25 protein-coding genes are annotated in these 24,017 nt (G+C 62.9%); 9 read left to right on the top strand and 16 right to left on the bottom strand.

Annotated elements, in window-relative coordinates; all coding sequences use genetic code 11:
* Nucleotides 1–32 precede the first annotated feature (32 nt).
* From ftsE to D460_RS0125750, 4 genes are all read left to right on the top strand, one after another.
* Complete coding sequence (gene ftsE / locus D460_RS0125765) at nt 33–692, top strand: cell division ATP-binding protein FtsE (RefSeq protein WP_018901491.1); 660 nt, start codon at nt 33–35, stop codon at nt 690–692.
* Nucleotides 685–1,695, top strand: coding sequence for an ABC transporter permease (locus tag D460_RS0125760; protein WP_026283547.1), 1,011 nt, complete (start codon nt 685–687; stop codon nt 1,693–1,695). Before ftsE ends, D460_RS0125760 begins: the two co-directional genes overlap by 8 nt.
* An 83-nt stretch (nt 1,696–1,778) precedes the next feature.
* Nucleotides 1,779–2,474: a YdcF family protein gene (locus D460_RS0125755; RefSeq protein WP_018901489.1), complete on the top strand. Its 696-nt coding sequence runs from the start codon at nt 1,779–1,781 to the stop codon at nt 2,472–2,474.
* An 84-nt stretch (nt 2,475–2,558) separates the two neighbouring features.
* Nucleotides 2,559–3,359 (top strand): 1-acyl-sn-glycerol-3-phosphate acyltransferase, encoded by an 801-nt coding sequence (locus D460_RS0125750; RefSeq protein ID WP_018901488.1) that lies wholly within the window; start codon nt 2,559–2,561, stop codon nt 3,357–3,359.
* 53 nt (nt 3,360–3,412) lie between these two features.
* Here D460_RS0125750 and D460_RS0125745 read toward each other — a convergent pair whose 3' ends face one another.
* A complete protein-coding gene (locus tag D460_RS0125745; RefSeq protein ID WP_026283546.1) occupies nt 3,413–3,943 on the bottom strand; it encodes a gamma-glutamylcyclotransferase in 531 nt (176 codons plus the stop codon).
* A gap of 52 nt (nt 3,944–3,995) precedes the next feature.
* On the opposite strand from D460_RS0125745, the gene D460_RS0125740 reads away from it, so the two are divergent.
* Nucleotides 3,996–4,997 carry a DUF2125 domain-containing protein gene (locus D460_RS0125740; protein ID WP_026283545.1) on the top strand — a complete coding sequence of 334 codons (1,002 nt, stop codon included), beginning with the start codon at nt 3,996–3,998 and terminating at the stop codon, nt 4,995–4,997.
* A gap of 224 nt (nt 4,998–5,221) precedes the next feature.
* Here the strand turns inward: D460_RS0125740 and D460_RS0125735 are convergent, their stop codons facing one another.
* From D460_RS0125735 to D460_RS0125725, 3 genes are all read right to left on the bottom strand, one after another.
* A complete protein-coding gene (locus tag D460_RS0125735; protein WP_018901485.1) occupies nt 5,222–6,151 on the bottom strand; it encodes a prephenate/arogenate dehydrogenase family protein in 930 nt (309 codons plus the stop codon).
* Entirely contained in the window at nt 6,148–7,257 is a 1,110-nt protein-coding gene (hisC, locus tag D460_RS0125730; RefSeq protein ID WP_018901484.1) for a histidinol-phosphate transaminase, read from the bottom strand. Before hisC ends, D460_RS0125735 begins: the two co-directional genes overlap by 4 nt.
* Before the next feature lie 279 nt (nt 7,258–7,536).
* Nucleotides 7,537–8,313 (bottom strand): class I SAM-dependent methyltransferase, encoded by a 777-nt coding sequence (locus D460_RS0125725; protein WP_026283544.1) that lies wholly within the window; start codon nt 8,311–8,313, stop codon nt 7,537–7,539.
* Nucleotides 8,314–8,366: 53 nt separating this feature from the next.
* Between D460_RS0125725 and gloB the strand changes: the two genes are divergently transcribed.
* Together gloB and D460_RS0125715 are read left to right on the top strand one after the other, a co-directional pair.
* Nucleotides 8,367–9,137: a hydroxyacylglutathione hydrolase gene (gene gloB / locus D460_RS0125720; RefSeq protein WP_026283543.1), complete on the top strand. Its 771-nt coding sequence runs from the start codon at nt 8,367–8,369 to the stop codon at nt 9,135–9,137.
* A 14-nt stretch (nt 9,138–9,151) separates the two neighbouring features.
* Nucleotides 9,152–9,574, top strand: a complete 423-nt coding sequence (locus D460_RS0125715; RefSeq protein ID WP_026283542.1) for a cupin domain-containing protein — start codon at nt 9,152–9,154, stop codon at nt 9,572–9,574.
* Nucleotides 9,575–9,593: 19 nt separating this feature from the next.
* Here the strand turns inward: D460_RS0125715 and D460_RS0125710 are convergent, their stop codons facing one another.
* From D460_RS0125710 to D460_RS0125660, 11 genes are all read right to left on the bottom strand, one after another.
* Nucleotides 9,594–9,941, bottom strand: a complete 348-nt coding sequence (locus tag D460_RS0125710; protein ID WP_026283541.1) for a metalloregulator ArsR/SmtB family transcription factor — start codon at nt 9,939–9,941, stop codon at nt 9,594–9,596.
* A 104-nt stretch (nt 9,942–10,045) separates the two neighbouring features.
* Nucleotides 10,046–10,816 (bottom strand): SDR family oxidoreductase, encoded by a 771-nt coding sequence (locus tag D460_RS0125705; protein WP_018901479.1) that lies wholly within the window; start codon nt 10,814–10,816, stop codon nt 10,046–10,048.
* A gap of 172 nt (nt 10,817–10,988) precedes the next feature.
* A complete protein-coding gene (locus D460_RS0125700; protein ID WP_018901478.1) occupies nt 10,989–11,396 on the bottom strand; it encodes a F0F1 ATP synthase subunit epsilon in 408 nt (135 codons plus the stop codon).
* Nucleotides 11,397–11,473: 77 nt separating this feature from the next.
* Nucleotides 11,474–12,922, bottom strand: a complete 1,449-nt coding sequence (gene atpD, locus D460_RS0125695; RefSeq protein ID WP_018901477.1) for a F0F1 ATP synthase subunit beta — start codon at nt 12,920–12,922, stop codon at nt 11,474–11,476.
* A 23-nt stretch (nt 12,923–12,945) separates the two neighbouring features.
* Nucleotides 12,946–13,830, bottom strand: a complete 885-nt coding sequence (locus D460_RS0125690; RefSeq protein ID WP_018901476.1) for a F0F1 ATP synthase subunit gamma — start codon at nt 13,828–13,830, stop codon at nt 12,946–12,948.
* A gap of 26 nt (nt 13,831–13,856) precedes the next feature.
* Entirely contained in the window at nt 13,857–15,386 is a 1,530-nt protein-coding gene (atpA, locus tag D460_RS0125685) for a F0F1 ATP synthase subunit alpha (RefSeq protein ID WP_018901475.1), read from the bottom strand.
* The gene (locus D460_RS0125680) at nt 15,386–15,952 is read right to left on the bottom strand and encodes a F0F1 ATP synthase subunit delta (protein WP_026283540.1); all 567 of its coding nucleotides are present in this window, start codon (nt 15,950–15,952) and stop codon (nt 15,386–15,388) included. The genes atpA and D460_RS0125680 overlap by 1 nt, the downstream gene beginning before the upstream one ends.
* Nucleotides 15,953–16,206: 254 nt before the next feature.
* Complete coding sequence (locus D460_RS0125675; protein WP_018901473.1) at nt 16,207–16,596, bottom strand: DUF4345 family protein; 390 nt, start codon at nt 16,594–16,596, stop codon at nt 16,207–16,209.
* Between the two features lie 80 nt (nt 16,597–16,676).
* Entirely contained in the window at nt 16,677–18,890 is a 2,214-nt protein-coding gene (locus tag D460_RS0125670) for a primosomal protein N' (RefSeq protein ID WP_018901472.1), read from the bottom strand.
* A 54-nt stretch (nt 18,891–18,944) separates the two neighbouring features.
* Nucleotides 18,945–20,090 carry an AAA family ATPase gene (locus D460_RS0125665; protein WP_026283539.1) on the bottom strand — a complete coding sequence of 382 codons (1,146 nt, stop codon included), beginning with the start codon at nt 20,088–20,090 and terminating at the stop codon, nt 18,945–18,947.
* Between the two features lie 21 nt (nt 20,091–20,111).
* The gene (locus tag D460_RS0125660; RefSeq protein WP_018901470.1) at nt 20,112–21,059 is read right to left on the bottom strand and encodes a 1-acyl-sn-glycerol-3-phosphate acyltransferase; all 948 of its coding nucleotides are present in this window, start codon (nt 21,057–21,059) and stop codon (nt 20,112–20,114) included.
* 142 nt (nt 21,060–21,201) lie between these two features.
* On the opposite strand from D460_RS0125660, the gene D460_RS0125655 reads away from it, so the two are divergent.
* Both D460_RS0125655 and D460_RS0125650 read left to right on the top strand, forming a co-directional pair.
* Nucleotides 21,202–22,137 carry a tyrosine recombinase XerC gene (locus D460_RS0125655; RefSeq protein ID WP_018901469.1) on the top strand — a complete coding sequence of 312 codons (936 nt, stop codon included), beginning with the start codon at nt 21,202–21,204 and terminating at the stop codon, nt 22,135–22,137.
* An 86-nt stretch (nt 22,138–22,223) separates the two neighbouring features.
* Nucleotides 22,224–23,312, top strand: coding sequence for a TraB/GumN family protein (locus D460_RS0125650; RefSeq protein WP_018901468.1), 1,089 nt, complete (start codon nt 22,224–22,226; stop codon nt 23,310–23,312).
* Here the strand turns inward: D460_RS0125650 and D460_RS0125645 are convergent.
* Nucleotides 23,290–23,817: a DUF2867 domain-containing protein gene (locus tag D460_RS0125645; protein WP_018901467.1), complete on the bottom strand. Its 528-nt coding sequence runs from the start codon at nt 23,815–23,817 to the stop codon at nt 23,290–23,292. The two genes, D460_RS0125650 and D460_RS0125645, sit on opposite strands and share 23 nt — an antisense overlap.
* Nucleotides 23,818–24,017: the final 200 nt, after the last annotated feature.

Here is a 24,017-nt window from a genome sequence, read left to right as displayed (position 1 = left end):
TGCGGTGAAACAACAAGAAACTGAGCGGCCCGTTGATCCACTTCGAGAATGTCGGTTTGCGCTATGGAATGGGACCGGAAATCCTCCGGGACCTGACCTTCGACATCCCGAAGAAATCCTTCCAGTTCCTGACCGGCCCTTCCGGCGCCGGCAAGACCACGCTGCTTCGGCTTCTGTTTCTTTCGTTGCAGCCGACACGCGGCCTGATCCGCATGTTCGGTCGCGACATCACCGATATACCCCGCACCGAACTGCCGCTGCTGCGCCGCCGCGTCGGCATCATCTTCCAGGAATTCCGCCTGCTCGATCATCTCACCACCTATGAGAACGTGGCGCTGCCGTTGCGCGTGCGCGGCAAGGATGAGAGCTCCTACAAGACCGACGTGCTGGAACTGCTGAAATGGGTCGGCCTCGGCGAGCGCATCAACGTGCTGCCGCCAGTGCTTTCGGGCGGCGAGAAGCAGCGCGCCGCGATCGCCCGCGCCCTCATCGACCGCCCCGAAATCCTGCTCGCCGACGAGCCGACCGCCAACGTCGATCCGCCGATGGCGCGCCGCCTGCTCAACCTCTTCCTCGAACTCAACCGCCTGGGAACCGCCGTCGTGATCGCCACCCACGATCTGACGCTGATGGACCAGGTGGACGCCCGCCGGATGATCCTCTCGGAAGGGCACCTCGACATCCATGACTGAGCCAACCGCCCGCCCCGCAGCGCCTGCAGCCTCCAAGGGTCAGAAACGCCCGGAGATGAAGGTGCGCCCGACCGCACCGATCCTGCCGTCCGCCAACATCCAGGGCAACGCGCTGATGGTCGTGATCGCGATCATGGCCTTTCTCGCCTGCCTGACGCTTGGCGGCGTCTCGATGGTGCGCTCGACGGCCGCAAGCTGGGAAAGCCAGATCTCCCGCGAGATCACCATCCAGATCAAGCCCGACGACGGGCTCGACATCGACAAGGCGCTGAATGACGCCCGCCGCATCGCGCTCACCTTCGTCGGCACCAAGGATGGCCAGATCGTCGACGAGGCCGCCACCGCGCGCCTGCTCGAACCCTGGCTCGGCACCGGCCTCGACATCAAGGAACTGCCCGTTCCCCGCCTCGTCATCATCACCATCGACGAGAGCAACCCGCCCGATTTCGATGCGATGCGCGCCATGCTGAAGGAGAGCATTCCGCAATCCTCGCTCGACGATCACCGCACCTGGGTCGACCGCCTGGTCTCGATGGCGCACACGACTGTCATGATCGGCACCGGCGTGCTGCTGCTGGTCTTCTCCGCCATGGTGCTGACAGTCGTCTTCGCCACCCGTGGCGCATTGTCCGGCAACCGTCACATCGTCGAAGTCCTGCACTTCGTCGGCGCAGAGAGCTCATTCGTTGCCAACGAGTTCCAGAAGCATTTCCTGAAGATCAGCCTCAAGGGCTCGGCGGTCGGCTCAGCACTTGCCGCCCTCTTCTTCATGAGCGCCGGCTTTTTGCAGAGCCGCACGCTGGCGACGCCGCAGACCGACCAGGCGACAGCATTGTTCGGCACCTTCTCGGTCGGCGCGCTCGGCTATGCCGGCATCTTCGCGACGATGATCGTCATCGCCCTCCTGACCACCTTCACTGCCCGGCTAACGGTCATGCGCACCATCTACGAAATCGACACGCTGCGCTCCGATCCCACCCGCGCCGACGGCCTTCCGAATTAAGATTACGGGCTGCATTTTGCCATGAAAGCGTCTGTTCGCCGCCCTAATCTGCGTATATTTTTTGATTCATGAGCATGAGCCGCATGTCGCACGACCCGATTCGCCCGAAAACGGAGCTTTCCCGCTCCGAGAGCGAGCCCGCGCGCCGTGGCCCCGTGCGCCGCATGCTGCGCTGGGGCGGCGTTGCCTTCGTGCTCGCTATCGCCTTGGTTTTCGGTGGCTTTCTGCTCTTCGCGGATTCAGTCACGACGCTCAAGCCGCCGCTCGATCCGCATGCGGACGCCATCGTCGTGCTGACCGGCGGCTACCAGCGCATCGACCAGGCAGTGGAACTCCTGCAGAAGGGCGCCGGCAAGCGCCTGTTGATCTCTGGCGTCCACCCGACCACCACCCGTAACCAGATCCGCAAGATGACACAGGCAGCGCCCGATCTCTTCGATTGCTGCGTCGACATCGGCTACGACGCGCTCGACACGATCGGCAATGCCGAGGAAGCGACCAACTGGATCCACGCCAAGGGCTACAAGAGCGTGTTGATCGTCACCAACAACTACCACATGCCGCGCAGCCTCGCCGAACTCGCCTATGTCGATCCCGAAACCCAGTTCGTGCCCTATCCTGTCGTCAACACCGATCTGAAGAACAGCAACTGGTTCACTGATCCCAACGCCATGCGCGTCATGCTGGCCGAATACGGCAAGCTGCTGTTTGCCGGCGCCCGCAACCTGACCGGCCTCTTCCGCCACCCGGGCCTGCGCTCGGCCGAAGGCGATACCTGAGCCGATCAGCGCTTTTTCTGCCGTAAAATATCGTGTAGGACGGCTGTGCCGCCCGTCTGGCGGATCTAGGCCTCGGGAAACTTCATGATCGCCCTGCGTTCCTTTCTCTTCAACACGATCTTCTACGCCAATCTCATCCTCAGGATGATCGTGTTCTCGCCCTATTACTTCCTGGCGCCGCGCCGGAGCGCCTATCGCATCCCGAAGAACTGGGCGCTCTCCAATCACTGGCTGATGGAAAAGATCGTCGGCACCACCTTCGAGATCGAGGGCCTGGAGAACCTGCCCGAGGGCGGCTACATCCTTGCCCCCAAGCACCAGTCCTTCTGGGACACCTATGCGCTGCTCCCGTGGCTGAAGGATCCGGTCTATATCCTCAAGCGCGAGCTCATGTGGATCCCGCTCTTCGGCTGGTACGCCAAGAAGCAGCGGATGATCCCGATCAATCGCGGCGCTCGCGGCAAGGTCATGGTCGAGGCGCTGCGCCGCACCAAGGAAGAACTCGCCACCGGCCGCCAGCTGATCATCTATCCCGAGGGCACCCGCCGCCCACCGGGCGCCGAACCGGTCTACAAATATGGCATCGCCCGCATGTATCGCGACCTGCAGTTGCCGGTGGTGCCTGTCGCCATGCAGCCCGGCCTCTTCTGGCCGCGCCGCTCGACCATGCGCTATCCCGGCCACTACAAGGTCCGCATCCTGAAGCCGATCGAACCCGGCATGGACCCGGACGCCTTCTTCGCGCATCTGATCGAGGTCACCGAGCGCGCCAGCGACGAAATCCTGATTGAAGATGCCGCGCGCAACCCCAACCTGCCCCTGCCGCCCATGGCACTCCAGCGCTTGGAAGAACTGCGCAAAGAGAACGCCGCAACGGCCAGCTAAGGCGTGCAGCGCCTTGGCCCGGCTAAGGCGTGCAGCGCCTTCGCCTACACCACTCAAGCCGCCCGCAGCCGCTCCACCTCGTCGACCACGTCTTCCAGCCAGTGGTCGCGAATGCCCATCTCTTTCAGATGCGCCAGCGTGTTGAAGACATAGGCGTCGTTCGGCCCGGATTTCCCCTGCGCCTGATGCACGATGCGGGCCGCAGCCAACGTGTCCAGCGAGCCGGCATATTGGGTGTGGTCGCGGTCGACGACATAGGCGACGCCCCTGACCCCGCGCCCGCCTGCAAGCTGCAGCGGAACCTGACGCTCCAGATAAACGTTGGTCACCAGTTCGCGTTCTCTGAGATAAGTAATGACCTCGTCCCAATCCTCCCCCGCGACGCGAAACGCCATGCCGCGGCACGATCCTCCGCGATCGAGCCCCAGCACCAACCCCGGATTTTGCTCGGTGCCCCGATGCACCCACGAGCGAACGCAGAGAGATCGCCGATAACCATGAATAAGCGCTTGTGACCGCTCGACAAACGCGAAGCCCGGATTCCACATCAGCGATCCGTAGCCAAACACCCAAAATTCGTCCATATCCCAAGCCAGACCGAGATTCTAATTTTGCGGACAACCATTGGAGAACATCATGGCAGCGTCAAGCCAATCTCGTAGCGGCAGGAAATTCTGGTTGCTGGGGGCAGGCATCGTTCTCGTGGTCGCACTCTATACCGGCGGCTGGTTCTATGCCGCCTCGACGCTGAAGAGCACGGTTCTGGCGGCGATCGGCCCCGGCAACAAGGCCGGCGTATCAGGCGAATGCACCGATATCGACTTCCGCGGCTTCCCTTTCCGCATCGGCCTCTTCTGCTCGAAGGTGGATGTCGACGACAACGTCAACGGCGTATCGGCAAGTTTCGGCGCCCTGCGTTCGGCAGCCCAGGTCTACGCCCCCGGCCATATCGTCTGGGAACTTGATTCGCCCGCCGAGATCCGCACGGCGCACGGCCTGTCCGTCAACGCCGAGTGGACGAACCTGCAGTCGAGCCTCGTCACCAAGCTCAAGGGCATCGACCACTCCTCGACCATCATCGATGGCCTCAAGGCCACCGCCGTCTCCTCCGCCACCGGCCAGACCATCAACTTCGACGCCGCCCATACAGAGCTGCACCTGCGCCAGAACGGCGCCGATCTCGACGGCGCGATCTCGCTGACCGACGCGCAGACGGTGATCAAGGATTGGCCGCAGGTCTTGCCCAAACTCTCGACCAGCGCGGATGTCACACTGGCGGGCAAGGCCGGCATGATCGACGGCAGCGACGAGAAGGGCCTCTATGGCGCCAGCGGCGAGCTCCGCAAGGCGGTGGCCGATATGGGCAACGGCAAGGTGATGACGTTGTCAGGCCCCTTCTCCTTCGACGAGGAGGGCTATCTGACTGCCCAGTTCAAGCTGCAGATCGAGGATGTGAACGCCTGGCGCGACAGCATCAAGCAGGGCTTCCCCGATATCGCCAAGACCGTCGACACCGCCGCCAAGCTCCTGAAGGCGATGGCCGGTGGCGGCGGCACCGTCTCCGTCGACCTTGTCGTCCAGCGCGGCAACGCCACCGTCAGCGGCTTCATCCCGCTCGGCCAGATCCCGCCGATCTGAGGTTTATGCTGGGGCGCGCGTGGCGCGGTGCTGCGTACGCAGCGCAATGCGGCATGAAGGTACGCGGCGCCCTCCTCACACTCCCTCATTCCTGTGCTTGTCACAGGAATCCAGCCGACGCGCGTCCGCGCGTCGAAGAGAGTCTATTGCGATCAATGACTTGATCGCGCTGGATCTCGACACAAGGCCGGGATGAGGGGGGAGATGGCGGTCCGCCTCGGACCTCACCCCTTCTTATCAAGCGTATGCGGCCGCCCGAAGTCCGGCGCATCGACATCCTGGCCGGCCTCGATGATCGAGCGGCGGATGGCGCGGGTGCGGGTGAAGAGGTCGAAAATCTTGTCGCCCTCGCCCCAGCGGATCGCCCGCTGCAGATAGGCAAGGTCTTCCGAAAACCGCGCCAGCATCTCCAGGATCGCATCCTTGTTGTGCAGGCACACATCCCGCCACATGGTGGGATCGGAGGAGGCCAGACGCGTGAAATCGCGGAAGCCGGAGGCGGAATACTTGATCACTTCCGATTCCGTCACCGTGCCCAGATCATCGGCCGTGCCGACGATGTTGAAGGCGATCAGGTGCGGCAGGTGCGAGACGATGGCGAGCACCTTGTCGTGATGTTCAGGGTCCATCACGTCGATCTTCGAGCCCAGCGTCTCCCAGAAGCGGCTGAGCGCCTTGAGCGCCGTCTCATCCGTCCCCGCGAGCGGCGTGAAGATGCACCAGCGGCCGGCAAACAGGCCGGGGAAGCCGGCGTCGGGGCCGGACTTTTCCGTGCCCGCCAGCGGGTGGCCGGGAATGAAGTGGACGTTGCCAGGCATATGCGGCTGCATCTGCGCGATGACGGATGCCTTGGTCGAGCCGACATCGGTGACGATGGCGCCCGGCTTCAGGCTACCGGCGATCTCCTTGGCGACCGCCTCCGACGCGCCGACAGGCACCGAGACGATGACGAGGTCCGCATCCTTGACCGCTTCGGCCGACGACGTCGTGTAGCGATCGCCGAGCTCAAGCTCTTCCGCCCGCTTCAGCGTCTCGGCGCTGCGGGTGGCGATGACCACCTCTTTCGCCAGCCCCAGCCGCTTGATGTCATGCGCCAGCGACGAGCCGATCAGGCCGATGCCGATAAGCGCGATGCGATCGAACTGGACCGTCATGCCTTCCGTCCCATAAACTCGCCGAGCGCCTCGATGACGCCGCGGTTGGCCTCTTCGGGGCCGACGCTCATGCGCAGTGAATTCTTGAAGCCGTAGCCCTTCACGGCACGCAGGATATAGCCGCGGCTGGTGAGGAACTCATCGGCCTCGTCGGCGCGCTTGCCGTCCAGATCGGGGAAGTGGATCAGCACGAAATTGGTGACTGATGGCGTGACCTTCAGGCCGATCGCCTCGAAGGCGCCGGTCAGCTTGTCGATCCACATCTGGTTGAAGGCGACGGCTTCCTGCATGAAGGACTGGTCGCGGATGGCAGCAGCACCGGCCGAGATCGCCGCCATGTTCATGTTGAACGGCCCACGCACGCGGTTCAGCGCATCGACGATATCGGCGGGCGCATACATCCAGCCGACGCGCAGCGCCGCCAGACCGTAAACCTTGGAGAAGGTGCGGGTCATGACCACGTTCGGGTTCGACGACACGATCTCGATACCGGATTCATAATCGTTGCGGCGCACATATTCGGCATAGGCCGCATCGAGCACCAGCACGACATTCTTCGGCAGGGCGGCATGCAGGCGGCGGATTTCGCTGACGGGAACATAGGTGCCCGTCGGATTGCCGGGGTTGGCGATGAACACCATCTTGGTCTTCTCGGTCACGGCGGCGATGATCGCGTCGACATCGACGGTCGCTTCCTTCTCCTTGACCGTGACGACGGTGGCGCCGGCGCCCATGATCTGGATCTTGTAGACCAGGAAGCCGTGCTCGGTGATGATCGCCTCGTCGCCGGGCGCCAGATAGACATGGCAGAGCAGGCCGAGCAGCTCGTCCGAGCCGTTGCCGCAGAGAATGTTAGCCGGGTTAAGCCCATGCACCGCCGCGATCGCCTCCCGCAGCTCGACGGCCTGTCCGTCCGGATAGCGCTCGAGATTGTCGGCCGCGGCCCGATAGGCGGCAATCGCCTTCGGGCTGGCGCCGAGCGGCGTTTCGTTCGACGAGAGCTTGTAGACGCGCGAGACACCCGGCGCATGTTCCTTGCCGGGCACATAGGCCGCGATATCAAGAATACCGGCACGGGGAACAGGCTTGCTCGTCTCTACGCTCATGGGATCAACCTTGGAAAAGGCCGGGGTGTCCGGCTGGAAATTGCCTTGAGGCAATAGAACGGAAATGGGGCGTTGTCGAGTGGTGGGGGGAGATAGGGCGAGCGCCCACCACGAGTCTCTTCCCCCCAACGGGGGGAAGGTGCCGGCAGGCGGATGAGGGGGCCAAGCAGCACAACCTTCACTAATTGCCGGCAACAAAACGACGAGGTAGCCTCCGAGCCCGGAGCCCCCTCAACCGACCCTTCGGGCCACCTTCTCCCCGAGGGGAGAAGGGAAGAACTACCGCGTCCGCGTCGTCGGCACGCCATGCGGCGACAGCACCGGCACGAAGACGCGCCTGGAAGCCCGCACCGCCACCGGCAGCCCCTGATAGAGCCGCTTCTGCGCCTCGACGATGATGACGCCCGAAAAGGCCGGCCAGAGCGCCCGCCCGACATATTCGAACGCACCACGCAGCCGCATCATCGTCCGTAGCTTCGACGGCGGAAACAGCAGCGCCTCGGCAGACGCCCCCGGCGTAAAATTCGTCTCGCGCAGCAGATGCGTCAGCTGCCCCCGCGAATACGGCCGCCCGGAGCCGAAAGGCGTGTGCTCCAACCGCGCCCAGACGCCGCGCCGGTTGGGCACCACGATCACCAGCCGCCCGCCCGGCGCCAGCACCCGCCAGAGTTCCTTCAGCGTCTCGCGCGGGTTCTCCGCGAACTCCAGCGAGTGCACCATCAGCACCCGGTCGATGGAGGAATCCGGCAGCGGCAGTTCCTCGTCGAAGATCAGCGCCGTCGACGACAACGATCCCATCGGCCAGTTCACGGCGCCCTGCCCCGCCGGCATGAAGGCAAAGGTGCGTTCGGTATCGGCCTGGAAACGATCGAGGAACGGCACGGCATAGCCGATGCCCACCAGCCGCTCCTGCGGCAGCCGCACCCAGAGAGAGGAGAGCGCCATGGCGATCGACTGCTCGGCGATGCGGCCGAGGTCGGAATGATAGAACTGGCGTAGGTCGACGATATCTGCGTGCATTGCGATAAATGTTATCAGTGAGCGGTTGGACTTCAAGGCCGCAGCCTCTACATTCGGGGTCAGTCCGAGATAAAGAGGCACTTTAGATTATGAAACCTTTGGATTTAGACGTTTTTCTCTGCCGCACCGATAATTTCGGCGTGCTTGTTCATGATCCCGAGACCGGCCACACCGCCTCCATCGACGCCCCCGATGCCGACGCCGTCATTGCCGCCGCGAACCGTCGCGGCTGGACGATCAGCCACATCTTCACCACCCACCACCACACCGACCACGTCGAGGGCAACCTGGCGCTGAAGGAGAAGTATGGCTGCGAGATCATCGGCCCGATCAACGAGGCGGTGGCGATCCCCGGCCTCGACATGACGATGTCCGACGACGATACCTTCCTGTTCGGAGAACACCCCGTCCGCGTCATCGAGACCCCCGGCCACACCGCCGGCCATATCTGCTACCACTTCACCGACGACAAGCTGCTCTTTGCCGCCGACACGCTGTTCGCGCTCGGCTGTGGCCGGCTGTTCGAACGCCCGCCGGCTGATATGTGGCACTCGCTGCAGAAGCTTGCCGTGCTTCCCGATGAGACCGCGATCTATTTCGGCCACGAATACACGCTCTCCAACGCCCGCTTCGCGCTGACCATCGACCCGGATAACGAACGGCTCAAGGCGCGCGCCGCCGAGATCGAGGCCTTGCGCGCCGAGGGCAAATTCACCATCCCGACGACGCTCGCGCTCGAGAAGGAAACCAACCCGTTCCTCCGCGCCGGCGACCCCGCCATCCGCCGCAATCTGTTGATGGAAACCAAGACCAACGAAGAGGTCTTCGCCGAGATCCGCAAGCGCAAGGATAATTTCTGATGGCGCCGGCGCCGATCTCCGCCGACGACATCATCCGCGAACTCGACCTGCAGCCGCACCCCGAGGGCGGCTTCTACATCCAGACCTTCCGCGACAGCGAAGGTCAGGAGCGCGGCCATTCGACGGCGATCTATTATTTGCTGAAATCCGGCCAGCGCTCGCATTGGCACCGGGTCCACGACGCAGCCGAGGTCTGGCACTATTATGCCGGCGCACCGCTGGCGCTGCACCGCGCTGAAGACGGCGGCCGGAGCGAGACGCTGATGCTCGGCCCCAATATCCTCGACGGTCATCGCCCGCAGGCAATCATCCCCGCCAACTGGTGGCAATCGGCCGAGACGCTTGGCGACTATACGCTGGTGGGATGCACGGTTTCGCCCGGCTTCGAATTCTCGAGCTTCGAGATGGCGCCACCGGGCTGGTCGCCGGACGCCTGAAAGGCTCAGCTAAAAGCCCTTACCCCTGCTGCTCGACCACCTCTGGCAGCATCACGAACAGCGATTTGAGCAGCGACACCGTGCCGGAGTGGCCGACGCTGTAGTAGATCATGCGTCCCTCGCGGCGGGTATTGACCAGGCCCTCGAGACGCAGGCGGGCCAGCTGTTGCGAGACCATGGCCTGCTGCATGCCGAGAATGTCCTCGATCTGGCCGACGGTCTTCTCCTCTTCCGCGAGAATGCACAGGATGAGCAACCGCGTATGATGAGCCAGCGCTTTCAGAAGTTCACTTGCTGCCCGAGCTTTGGTCGAAAACCCCTGCAATTCGTGATCGGCCATACCCGATCGAGGTGTCGGCAAGTGCATGTTATGTCTCTGCTTGCATATATATCAAAAATGACAAGTGCTCATAACACGTACGCAACGCCGGATAATTTGGATCTCCTAAAGTGCCAAAAAAAGTCACTTAATCAGCAGATAAGCTGGCCGCCGTTAACCTCCAGCACCTGACCGGTCACATAACCAGACAACGACGGCGCCGCCATGAAGAGATAGGCCGGCGCGCAATCCTCGGCAGTCCCCAGCCGCTGCAGCGGTATGCCCTTACGGGTCTGCTCGAGCTTTTCGGCGGAGGAATAGCGCTGGTGGAAATCGGTTTCGATGGTGCCCGGCGAGATGCAGTTGACGCGAATGCCATCCGGCGCGAGCTCGCGCGCAAGCGCTTTCGAATAAGTCGAGACGAACGCTTTCGAGGCCGAGTAGATCGCAGAACCCGGGCTGCCGCCCGTCAACGCCGAGATCGAAACCGTGTTGACGATCGCAGCCTCGCCGGCAGCCCTCAGCGCCGGCAGCAGCGCGCGTGTGACCTCGACGACCGACGTCTGGTTCAGCTGCACCACCTGGCCATACTGCTCGTCGGTGAGCGTACCCGCCGGAAACCGGCCGAACATTGTTCCCGCATTGTTGACGAGCGCGTGGATCGTCTTGAAATGGCCGAGCACCTTGTTCGCGAAAACCTGGCACCCCTCGCCCGTCGAAAAATCGCCGGCGATCAGGATGGCGCGGCGATCTTCTTCCGCTGTCAGCAGGAAATCCGGCAAGCTCCGCTCGCCGTCGCGGCCGGTGTGAACCAGCACCCGCGCGCCGCAATCGAGAAATTGTCTGGCGACCTCAAGCCCGATCCCGCGACCGGCACCCGTGACCACCACATTGCGGTTTTCGAACAACTTCGGATGAAACATCAAACCCTCCCCATCAGCGGCCGAACCGATCCGGATCCGACATGGCGAGAAGATAGCCTCTGCATCCGCCAATGATCAACCGCTACCGGTCTCAGATGGCGGAGAAGAGCCTCGACCGGGCAACAAAAAAGCGGCCTTGCGGCCGCTTCGATGACAGTCAGAGCTTAAAGGCTCAGTCCTTGTTGACGACACCCTGCAGGTGCGTCATTTCCATGATGAAGTGTTCCAGCTTGGACTTGTGCTCGTGATGCTGGGCATCCTCGAGCTCAGACTTGGCGGCGTCGATGCGACGGTCGAGTTCGTCCTTGGAGACGTCTTCGACGGGGATCGCGGATTCCGCGAGCAGCGTGCAGCCGGTCGGCAGGATGTCGGCGAAGCCGCCGAACACTACGAAGTCCTTCTTGACACCGCTGGCGGAGCGAACGCTCACGACGCCCGGCTTGATTGTTGTCATCGTCGGCGCGTGGTTCGCCATGACGGTCATCTCGCCCTCGGTTGCCGGAATGACAACTTCGGTCACCATCTCGGACAAGAGCAGGCGCTCCGGAGATACGAGTTCAAAATTGAAATTGTCAGCCATGACGTTTCACTTCTTGATTGTCTTTGAAACGAGAGACGGCGCGCGGGGACGGTCCCTGCGCGCCGTAAGTGAATGCATCAAGCGGCTGCGGAGAGCTTCTTGGCCTTTTCGATGGCTTCTTCCATCGAGCCGACCATGTAGAAGGCTGCTTCCGGCAGGTGATCGTATTCGCCGTTGACGAGGCCCTTGAAGCCCTTGATCGTGTCTTCGAGCGCAACGAGCTTGCCCGGCGAACCGGTGAAGACTTCGGCGACGAAGAACGGCTGCGACAGGAAGCGCTCGATCTTGCGGGCGCGGGCAACAGCCAGACGGTCTTCTTCCGACAGTTCGTCCATGCCCAGGATGGCGATGATGTCCTGCAGAGCCTTGTAGCGCTGCAGCGTCGTCTGAACCTTACGAGCCACTTCGTAGTGCTCTTCGCCGACAACCATCGGGTCGAGCATGCGCGAGGTGGAGTCGAGCGGGTCAACGGCCGGGTAGATACCCTTTTCGGCGATCGAGCGCGACAGAACCGTCGTTGCGTCCAAGTGGGCGAACGAGGTTGCCGGAGCCGGGTCGGTCAAGTCGTCGGCGGGAACGTAAATGGCCTGAACCGAGGTGATCGAGCCCTTCGTCGTGGTGGTGATGCGTTCCTGCATCGCGCCCATGTCCGTGGCGAGCGTCGGCTGATAGCCAACGGCCGAAGGAATACGGCCGAGCAGAGCCGACACTTCGGAACCTGCCTGCGTGAAGCGGAAGATGTTGTCGACGAAGAACAGAACGTCCTGGCCCTTGTCGCGGAAGTCTTCAGCGATCGTCAGACCGGTGAGAGCAACGCGAGCGCGTGCGCCCGGCGGTTCGTTCATCTGGCCGTAAACCAGCGCAGCCTTGGAGCCTTCGCCGCCGCCGTGCTTGTTGACGCCCGATTCGATCATTTCGTGGTAAAGGTCGTTGCCTTCGCGGGTACGTTCACCCACGCCTGCGAATACCGAGTAACCACCGTGCGCCTTGGCGACGTTGTTGATCAGTTCCATGATCAGAACGGTCTTGCCGACGCCGGCGCCGCCGAACAGGCCGATCTTGCCGCCCTTTGCGTAAGGAGCGAGCAGGTCGACGACCTTGATGCCGGTGACGAGGATCTGGCCTTCGGTCGACTGGTCGACGTAGGAAGGAGCGTCCTGGTGGATGGCGCGCTTGCCCGAAGTGACCAGCGGGCCGGCTTCGTCAACCGGTTCGCCGATGACGTTCATGATACGGCCGAGCGTTTCCGGGCCGACCGGAACCGTGATCGGCTCACCCGTGTCGGAGACCGGCTGACCGCGAACCAGACCTTCGGTCGAGTCCATGGCGATCGTGCGAACTTCGTTTTCACCCAGGTGCTGAGCGACTTCGAGCACGAGTCGGTTGCCGCCGTTCGTGGTTTCGAGTGCGTTCAGGATCGCCGGCAGTTCGCCTTCGAAGGCAACGTCCACGACGGCGCCGATAACCTGCGTAACCTTGCCGGCGGAGCCTGCCGCGGCCTTCTTGGGGGTAGCTGCCTTAGCCATCTTCTTACCCTCTTTCCCTTACCTCAGAGCGCTTCCGCGCCCGAAATGATTTCAATGAGTTCCTTGGTGATCTGAGCCTGGCGCTGACGGTTGTAGGAAAGCGTCAGCTTGTTGATCATTTCACCAGCGTTACGCGTCGCATTGTCCATCGCGCTCATCTTGGCGCCCATTTCGCCGGCGACGTTCTCGAGGAGCGCGCGGAAAATCTGGACCGAGATGTTGCGTGGAATCAGATCCTCGAGGATCGATGCCGGATCTGGCTCGTATTCGTAGACCGCGCCCGCATGTGCCGCGTCCTCGGCAACCGCCTCGCCAGCCGAAGCCGGGATGAGCTGCTGTGCCGTCGGAACCTGCGAGATCACCGACTTGAACTCGGAATAGAAGAGCGTGCAGACGTCGAATTCACCGGCTTCGTACATCTCGATGATGCGCTTGCCGATGCTGTCGGCGTTTTCGAAGGCGACACGCTTGACGTCGCGGAGTTCCTTGCGCTCGACGATGAGCGGCAGGAATTCGCGGCGCAGGCTGTCGTAGCCCTTCTTGCCGACAGTGAAGATCTTTACCGTCTTGCCTTCTGCGGTCAGCTTGCGGGCATGATCGCGGGCAAAACGGGAAATCTGCGAGTTGAAACCGCCGCAGAGGCCGCGATCAGCCGTGCAGACAACGAGCAGGTGAACCTGATCCTTGCCTGTACCGGTCATGAGAGCCGGCGCACCATCCGCATCGGTGACGGCATTGGCGATGTTCGCCAAAACCGCACTCATCCGCTGCGAATAGGGCCGGGCGGCCTCGGCCGCCTCCTGCGCACGCCGAAGCTTCGCCGCGGCGACCATTTTCATCGCCTTGGTGATCTTCTGCGTCGCCTTGACGGAGGCGATCCGGTTTTTCAGATCCTTAAGTGAAGGCATCCGTGATCCGTCCTAACTGGGTCCGATTACGAGAAAGACTTCGCGAAGCTGTCGATGGCAGCGGTGAGCTTGCCCTTCGTATCGTCGCTGATGGCCTTTTCGCTACGGATCGTGTCGAGGATCGCCGAACCTTCGGAACGGAGGTACGACAGCAGGCCCTGCTCGAACTTGCCGACCTGGTTGACCGCGACCTTGTCGAGGTAACCGTTGACGCCGGCGAAGATCACCGCGACCTGTTCTTCCGTCTTCAGCGGCGAGAACTGCGGCTGCTTCAGGAGTTCGGTCAGGCGTGCGCCGCGGTTCAGCAGGCGCTGCGTCGAGGCATCGAGGTCGGAGCCGAACTGGGCGAAGGCGGCCATTTCGCGATACTGGGCGAGTTCGCCCTTGATCGAGCCGGCAACCTGCTTCATGGCCTTGATCTGAGCGGCGGAACCAACGCGCGAAACCGACAGACCGACGTTAACGGCCGGACGAATGCCCTGGTAGAACAGGTCGGTTTCGAGGAAGATCTGGCCGTCGGTGATCGAGATCACGTTGGTCGGAATGAACGCCGAAACGTCGTTACCCTGGGTTTCGATGACTGGCAGAGCCGTCAGCGAGCCAGCGCCCATTTCGTCGGAGAGCTTAGCAGCGCGCTCGAGGAGACGCGAATGCAGGTAGAAAACGTCGCCCGGGTAAGCTTCGCGGCCCGGCGGGCGGCGCAGCAGAAGCGACATCTGGCGATAGGCGACAGCCTGCTTCGAAAGGTCGTCGTAACCGATCAGGGCGTGCTGGCCGTTGTCGCGGAAGTATTCGCCCATGGCGCAACCGGCGAACGGTGCCAGGTACTGCATCGGAGCAGCGTCCGAAGCGGTCGCGGCAACGACGATCGAGTACTTCATTGCGCCGCGTTCTTCGAGAACCTTGACGAACTGGGCAACGGTAGAACGCTTCTGGCCGATAGCGACGTAGACGCAGTACAGCTTTTCGCTGTCCGGGCCGTTATCGTGGATGGCCTTCTGGTTCAGGATCGCGTCGAGAATGATCGCGGTCTTGCCGGTCTGGCGGTCGCCGATGACGAGCTCGCGCTGGCCACGGCCAACCGGGATGAGCGCGTCGATGGCCTTGAGGCCGGTCGACATCGGCTCATGAACCGACTTGCGCGGAATGATGCCAGGAGCCTTGACGTCGACGCGCGCACGGCGGGTCGCGTTGATCGGGCCCTTGCCGTCGATCGGGTTGCCGAGAGCGTCGACAACGCGGCCGAGCAGTTCCGGACCAACCGGAACGTCAACGATGGCGCCCGTACGCTTGACGGTATCGCCTTCCTTGATGGCGCGGTCGGAACCGAAAATAACGACACCAACGTTGTCGGCTTCAAGGTTCAGCGCCATGCCGCGGATGCCGCCCGGGAACTCGACCATCTCGCCGGCCTGGACGTTGTCCAGACCGTATACGCGAGCGATACCGTCACCGACGGAGAGCACCTGACCGACTTCCGAGACCTGTGCCTCTTTGCCGAAGTTTTTAATCTGATCTTTGAGAATTGCGGAAATTTCCGCGGCGCGGATATCCATCAGCCAACCTCTTTCAATGCAAGCTTAAGGGTAGAGAGTTTGGTACGAAGAGACGTATCAATCTGACGGGACCCGACCTTCACGATCAGACCACCAAGAATTGACGGATCAACCGTGACGTTGACCGCCACGTCTTTGCCGGTGACGCCCTTCAGCGCCGCCTTCAATTCAGTTTCCTGCGCTGCGTCGAGCGCATGGGCCGAGGTAACCTCGGCGGTAATTTCGCCACGCTGCTTGGCAGCGATGACACGGAAGGCCTTGATCATGCCCGGGAGAGCAAACAGGCGGCGATTGCGCGCCACGACCTTCAGGAAGTTTGCAACGAACCCGCTGATGCCAGCCTTTTCGCTGATCGCGATGATCGTCTTCAGCTGATCTTCAGCCGAGAAAACCGGGCTGGAGATGAAGCGCTTCAGATCGTCGCTCTCGTCCAACATCGCCTGAAAACGGTCGAGATCGGCGGTCACGTTCGCGACTGCACCCTCCTCGAGCGCCAGTTCGAACAGCGACGAGGCATATCGCTCTGCAACACCAGATGTAAGCTGGGACGTGTCTGCCACGGGCACAAATTTCCCTGATTTCAACCCAAGAATCCGGCCTCCGGCGGGCGCCTGATTTAAATTCTTGAATTCGTTATGATTTCCCCCAGAAATCGCAAGAGAAGCCTCTTGCTTCTTCCGAAATTCGGGGTCCGTCTAACATAGGATATCGGGACTCGCAACACGCGTAACGCCGTAATCCTATTTTAGCATCGATTTCTGCCGCAAAAATGCCGAAACCGTTCACGGTCCAGAGACCGTCACTCCAAAATCGACGTGTTTCAGGCGGAAAAGAAACCGAAGACATAGCCGAGCGGAAGCGCCGCCAAAACCACCTGCACAACCAGAAGTACATAATTCATGATGGTGCCTCCCCGGTCGGAAAGCAGCGAGATGATGCGCGCGAATGCGGCCATCGCAAACGCCGCGCCGAGCGCCAGGTATGTGAAGTTCTGCGCCAGCATGATCGCCGAAAGCCCGGTGCCGAGATAGAAGCCGCCCATCGAGCGCAGCTCGGCATAACCGTCGCGGCGCCCCTCGCGCACCTGCATCCCGAAGAGCCGCATCGCATAGCCCGGCGCAAACATGATGATGAAGCCCGCAAGCGCGGTAAACGCGGCGGCACCGAAGGCAAGCTGCTCGCCCAGCTCCGTCGGAAAGTAGAATTCCATGATGTGACCCCAAATCACTGTGATTTGCAGCCCTTATGCCATGATATCGGCAGGCCGCAAACGCCCGAGATGAGCGGGCTCTAAAGGAAGCTCTGCGGATCGATATCGAGCTGCACATGGATGGAGCCGCGCTCTTTCGGCGATTGCGCCAGCATGGTGCGCAGGTAGGCCTGCATGTCGGAGTTCCGGCGACCATGCACGAGGAGCCGGAAGCGATGGCGTCCGCGCACCAGCGCCAGCGGCGCCTCGGCCGGCCCAAGCACGGAAATGCCGGTCACCTGCGGCGCTGCGTTGCGCATGCTGCGCGCATGCCCCTCCGCATCCTGCCTTGTTTCGGCCGAAACGATGATCGACGCCAGCCGGCCGAACGGCGGCAGGATCGCCCGCTCGCGCTCTGCGATCTCTCGCTCGTAGAACGCCCCCGCGTCCCCCGAGACGATCGCCTGCATCACGGGGTGCTGCGGCTGGTAGGTCTGCAGCAGGCCGTGGCTCTTCAGACCCGTACGCCCAGCGCGACCCGTCACCTGCGACAGCAACTGGAATGTGCGCTCGGCAGCGCGCGGATCGCCGTTCGCCAAGCCGAGATCGGCGTCGATGATGCCAACAAGCGTCATCAGCGGGAAGTTATGCCCCTTGGCCACCAGCTGCGTTCCGATGACGATATCCGCCTCGCCCTTGGCGATGGCGTCGAGCTCCAGCCGCAGTCGCTTCACCCCGCCCATGATGTCGGAGGAGAGCACGATCGTCCGCGCCTCGGGAAAATGCCGCTCCACCTCTTCCGCGATCCGCTCGACCCCAGGCCCGCAGGCAACGAGATGGTCGAACGTGCCGCATTCCGGGCAGGCCTCGGGCGTGTGCTGGTGGTAGCCGCACTGGTGGCATTGCAGCTGCCGCTTGAACCGGTGCTCGACCAGCCAGCTGGAGCATTGCGGGCACTGGAAGCGATGGCCGCAGACCCTGCAAAGCGTCAGCGGCGCATAGCCGCGCCGGTTCAGGAACAACAGCGCCTGCTGCTTCTTCTCCACCGTCTTGCCGATCGCCCGCAAAAGCACCGGCGACAGGAACCCCCCGCGCTCCGGCGCATGTCTTCTCATGTCGACCAGATGCAGATCGGGCAGGGCCGCGTCGCCGAAGCGTGTCGGCAGATGAATGGTGGTGTAGCGCCCGCTCTGGCCGTTGACCTGGCTCTCCACCGATGGCGTGGCCGAGACCAGCACGAGCGGAAAATCGCCGATCCGGGCGCGCACCACAGCCATGTCGCGCGCATTGTAGTAGACGCGGTCTTCCTGCTTGTAGGCAGGATCGTGCTCTTCATCGACGATGATCAGCCCGAGATCCTCGAACGGCAGGAACAGCGCCGAACGCGCCCCCGCCACGACCCGGACCTCCCCCGTCACCGCCTGCCGCCAGACCTTCTCGCGCGTCTTCGGCGCCAGATCGGAATGCCACTCGGCGGGCTTGGCCCCGAAGCGATCCTGGAAGCGCTCGAGGAAACTTGCCGTCAGCGCGATCTCCGGCAACAGGATCAGCACCTGCTTGCCGCGCTTCAGCGTCTCGGCGATCGCCTCGAAATAGACTTCCGTCTTGCCGGAACCGGTGACGCCATCGATCAGCGACACCGCGAACTGGCCGTTGCGGACCTCTTCGAGGATTTCGTCTGCCGCCTCCTTCTGCGGACCGGCGAGCCGCGATGGTGCGAAATCCGGGTCCGGCTTCGCCACGATCGGCGGCGGCGGCAAAAAGATCGTCTCGAAAATCCCCTGTGCGATCAACCCGTCGACGACGCTGGTCGAAACGCCGGCCGCATGCGCGAGGCCAATGCGCGTCCACGACAGCCCGTCGCCGGCGGCATCGAGCACGCGGGCGCGCGCCGGCGTCATCCGCTCTGGCTCGCCGCCCAAGAAGCGCAACCCCTCGACCATCGGTTCCGGATCGAAGGCGTTCGGAACTCGCAGCGCCATCCGCGCCACCAGTCCCGGCGGCGAGAGCGTGTAGCTCGCCACCCAATCGACGAAATCGCGCATGTCCTTGGAGAGCGGCGGGCAATCGAACACCTTGGTGATCGGCCGAAGCTTCTTCGGATCGACGCCCTCGTCACCCCCCTCCCAGACCGCGCCCATCACCTGGCGTGGCCCAAGCGGCACCTGCACCACGGAGCCGGGCTCCACCGCCATGCCCTCGGGCACCGAGTAGGAATAGGGCCTGGGCGCCGGCATGGGTACGAGCACCGACACCGTGCGCACGGCGGGCGGCGGCTCGATCGGGCCAAAGAGGTCGGACGAATCTATGCTCATCGGGCGCGACCATGCCCGCAACGAGACCAAAATGAAACCCGCGACATCGCGCTATCAATCGTCATCATCGTCCTCGCCGGCAATCGTGCCGGTAAGCCGCATGCCTTCGATCCAGGTGGCGCCGTTCTCGCGGATCACCTTGCGCGGCCGGACGCCACAACGCTCGCGCACGGCTTCCGCCAGCTGCGCCGAATGGGTGACGATCCACACCTGACTGCTCTTCGAAGCGGTCGCGATCATGTCCGCCAGCGGCTCCAGCATGTCAGGATGCAGGCTTGCTTCCGGCTCGTTAAGCGCGATCAGCGGCGGCAGGCGATAAGACAGCAGCGCCGCCGCCAGCCCGAGAAAGCGGATCTGCCCATCGGAAAGCTCACGCGGCTGGAAAACCCGATGCGGAAAGTCGGGAAAGGCGAGCCCGAAAGACGCTGTCTCCTCCGGCTCCGGCACCACGAGCCGCGCGCCGGCGAAAGCCGAGGCGACCACACGGTCGAGATCGACCGTATCCTGTCGCGTATGCCTCAGCGTCGCGAACACCGCCGCCAGATTGGCGCCATCCTCATCCAGCATCGGCCCGGTCACGGCAAGGCAGGGCTGGCGCAGAGGCGAGGCGCGATCGGTGCGGAAGCCGTGAAAGAAGCGCCAGTTGGCCACCACTCGGCGAAAGGCGGCAATCTCGGGAAAATGCCCGGCATCGCCAAGCAGCGCCATCGCCGTCTCCGACGTCAGCGCCTGATCCGGATAATCCTGCATCCGCCCGGAGCCATCGCGCACCTGGATCGAAGGCCCCGCCCGCTTCATCATGACAACCGGCCGCCCGTGATCGACGATCAACTCCTCGGCCTTCACCTGCGGCTCCAGCGGAAAGCCGGCAGCCGCCTCTGGCGGACGCAGTCCGACCTCGACCCTGTAGCGAAAAGTAACCGCGCGCTCCTCGTCCAGAAGCTCGACCTCGAGCCGCACCCGCGCCGGCCCTTCATTCTGCTTGCGCGTGCCCGACCACAGCACCGAGAACATGCCGCCCTCGGCCGCAAGCTCGCGCACCAGCCGCCCGGTAACGGCCGCCTGCACCAGCTGCAGCGCACGATAGAGATTGGATTTGCCGACACCGTTCTCGCCGAGAAACAGCGAGGTCTCCGACAGATCCATGCGGATCGAGCGGAGCGACCGGTAATTCTGGGCGAACATGGAGCGGAGTTGCATGCCCCGCTTTACCCCATCCGCTCAGCGAAATGAATGGGCATCGGCCATCTCGGGCAGGCTCGGCTCGACGAGCGGCTGGAACCGCGCGTCGCCATCGCGCTTCAGCGCCTCGACGGTGTGCGTCTCAAGCGCCCTTGTGACGTCGTTGATATCGCCATCAAGATGCTCGACCGGGATCATGTCGCCGATGATGAAATCGAAGCGGTCGCCGCGCTTGTTGAGGAGCTCGTGGAACACCGTCATGTCGCGCAGCTCCGTCGACCACTTGGCGAACCAGTAGAACAGCCCGGAATTGCGCGCCGTCATGTGGACGGGCAGGATCGGCAGATTGTACTTGCGCGCCAGCCCGACGGCCGACGTCTTCCACGGCCGCTCGTTGAGCCGGCCGTTCGCCCAGTAGGCGATGCGCCCGGAGGGAAACAGCACCGTCGCCTTGCCCTCGCGCACCGCGTGATTAGTCAGCTGCAGCGTCTCGCGCGCCTTCAGCTTGCTCTTGTGCTCGTCGCGCCATTCGACCGGAATGATCATCTCGGCAAAGCGCGGATTGACGCGCACCGCATCGCGGTTGGCAAACACCATCATGTCGGGCCGCCGCGTCTTCAGGAGGTCGAACACCGCGACGCCATCGGCGATCCCGGTCGGATGGTTGCTGACCAGAATGAAGCCGCCCTTGTCAGGAATCCGCTCGGCATTGGTCACGCCGATATCAAGATCGAGCAAATTGCTCATGTATTCGAAGCACTGGAAGCCCGGCATGTTGGCGATGTCGTTGGCGAAGGTCATCGCCTTGTTGTAGCGCAGCAGCGTATAGAGAAACGGCCGCATGACGGGCCACAGCGGGTGGCCGACGATGCGTTGTCCGCGTTCGGCGATCAGCGTGTCGACGATATGTCCGGGTCTGCCTTGGGAAACGAGCGCGATCGTTTCTGCGAATTGTCCGAATGCCGTCGTGGGTTGGCGCCGTGCCATGCAAGATCCTGCCTCGTTGGGAAACCAGTTATCGCGATTATTATGATCGAAGCATGACAGGCACTTGGCCGATGTTAGCGATTCCATAACCGTCCCTCAGGCAAAATTGGCGGTCTGGCTGGCAAATTCAAGAGGCGGAAACGTGAATGAACTCCTGATCATGGCCGACGCGCGGCTGATGGCGGAACGCGCCACATGGCTGCAAAGCCTAGCCGGCGAACGACGCCTCTCGCAGCACACGCTCGACGCATACGAGCGCGACACCCGCCAGTTCCTGACCTTCATGACCGGCCATCTCGCCGGCCCGACGACGTTGAAGGATATCGAGGCGCTGCGGCCCGCCGATTTCCGTGCCTTCCTGGCCGCCCGCCGCCGCGACGGCACCGGCGCCCGCTCGCTCGGCCGCAATCTCGCCGGCCTGCGCTCGCTGCTGCGCCATCTGGAAAAGAAGGGTCTGGTGAACGCCGCCGGCGCCGGCGCCATCCGCTCGCCGAAGCAGCCGAAATCGCTCCCCAAGCCGCTCTCCGACACCCAGGCCGTCACCGTCGTCAGCAACGAGGCGCAGCTGCACGAGGAACCCTGGATCGCCGCCCGCGACGCCGCCGTCATGACCCTGCTCTACGGCTGCGGCCTGCGCATCTCCGAGGCGCTCGATCTGCTGCCCGGTGACATAACCCCAGGCGCCACGACGCTGCGCATAACAGGCAAGGGCAACAAGACCCGCCTGGTGCCGCTGCTTCCGGTCGTCTTCGAGGCGGTCGACAAATACCGAAAGCTCTGCCCCTATCATCTCACTGCTGATCAGCCGCTGTTTCGCGGCGCCCGTGGCGGCAAGCTGCAGCAGGCGATCATCCAGCGCACCATGCGCACGATGCGAAGTGCCTTCGGCCTGCCGGAGACCGCCACGCCACACGCGCTGCGCCACTCCTTCGCCACCCATCTTCTCGCCGGCGGCGGCGATCTCCGCACCATTCAGGAACTGCTCGGCCATGCCAGCCTGTCGACCACCCAGGTCTACACGGGTGTGGACGCCTCGCGCCTTCTCGACGTTTACTATCGCGCCCACCCCCGGGCGTAATCCTTTGTTAACCTGTTCCCTTAAAGGAATATGGAAGGCCCAGCGCGTAAAGCTTGTGGCAAATCCTTTGTGACCGGAACACCATCATGACGATCTCCCTCGGCCACCGCAGCCTCTCCATCGCCTTGCCGGCTCGTTTCGGCAACATCGTGCTCTGGCTGATCGCTGCCGTCCATGTGCTGGCCGCAGCACTCCTGATCGCCACCCTCGTCTCCATCTCGCCGGCGTCAGCCGCGGATGACGCAAGCTGCACCGGCCGCAACATTCTCGATGACCTGAAGGTGAGCGATCCCGCGCGTTACGAGCAGGCGGTGAAGGAAGCCGACGCCGTGCCGAACGGCAAGGGCATCTTCTGGAAGATCGAAAAACCTGGGATCAAACCGTCCTGGCTGCTCGGCAGCATGCACGTCACCGATCCGCGCGTCCTCGACCTGCCGCCGCGCACGAAGGCCGCCCACGATGCCGCCGATACCATCGTCATTGAATCCGACGAGATCCTCGACGAGAAGAAGGCCTCGGCGGCTCTGATGATGAAGCCCGACCTGATGATGTTCACCGACGGCACGACCATCGACAAGCTTTTGTCGCCCGAGGATTACACACGCCTCGAGGCCGGCCTGAAGACGCGCGGCATTCCGCTCTCCGCCGTCTCGCGCATGCGCCCTTGGATGATCTCGAGCGTTGTCGCACTACCCGCCTGCGAAATGGCACGCAAGGCAAAGGGCGTTCAGTTCCTCGACCAGAAGATCGCCACCGACGCGGCCGCCCAAGGCAAGCAGGTCAAGGGCCTCGAGACGCTCGCCGAGCAGCTGCAGGCCATGGCCGAACTCCCTACCGAATTCCACATGAAGTCGCTGATCGAGACGCTGGAACTCGGGTCGAAGATGAACGACGTGGTCGAGACCATGACCGATCTCTACCTCTCCGGCGATATCGGCATGACCATGCCGATGCTGAAAACGGTAACGCCCGAGGGCGCCGACGACAGCAGCGACTACGCCGCCTTCGAACAGCGCATCATCCTCGACCGCAACAAGATCATGGCCGAACGCGCCGCCCCGATCCTGGCCACCGGTAACGTCTTCATGGCCGTCGGCGCGCTGCATCTTCCCGGCGAAGGTGGCGTGATCGAGCTACTGCGCAAGCAGGGCTTTACGGTGACGGCGGTGAATTGAGGGCGCTGAGGCGCCTGCCCATGTGGGTGATCATCGCCTTTACGATGAGATTGTGGAACGGCGTGATCACCGCGATATAGATCCGCCCGATCAGGATCTTGCGATGGACCAAAGTCGTCGCCTTCACCCGTTTCATCCCGCCATCGGCTAAATCCTCGACGTCGATGACGATGCGAAAGTCGAGATGCTTGTCATCGAAGCCGACGACGACCTGCCGCTCCGTCTTTGAAAGCACCGGAAATATCCCGATCTTTTCTGTTGCTTCCGGCAGATCATGCGCATCCGTCCGCAACCCGAAAAGCGAACCGACGATCAGGTTACGCAACCGCATCAGACCGCTGATCCAGAACGGCGCGTAGCCCAGCATCAGCCGGGCAGCCTCGATCGCATCGAATGACGCAGCCGGTACTGAAAGCTGATAGCAGTCGGCCCAGTCCGCCGAGGGCAGCGCCGGATGCGGCAGGCGTGGCGAAATCTTCGAAGGTTTGGCTGGCATCAACGACATTGATCACGCGTCTCCGGCAATATCCTCCGGCAACACATAGCACATCCCGCAACACTGAACCGCCCTCTGCATCGCCCTGCGGCAATACGCGCCGATGGTGGAGCGAGCGGCCCGCCACTGGTCTCTTCTCCCCTGCGGGGAGCAACCATGTCTCATCCATTCACATATTTCGGCGTCCATTCGGTCTGCCTGGTGAGGAT

The sequence above is a fragment of the Rhizobium sp. 2MFCol3.1 genome (assembly GCF_000377565.1).
In the GTDB taxonomy this organism is placed as follows: domain Bacteria; phylum Pseudomonadota; class Alphaproteobacteria; order Rhizobiales; family Rhizobiaceae; genus Rhizobium.
The sequence above is the reverse complement of the archived record's forward strand: the minus strand, read 5'-3'. Positions and strand labels throughout refer to the sequence as shown.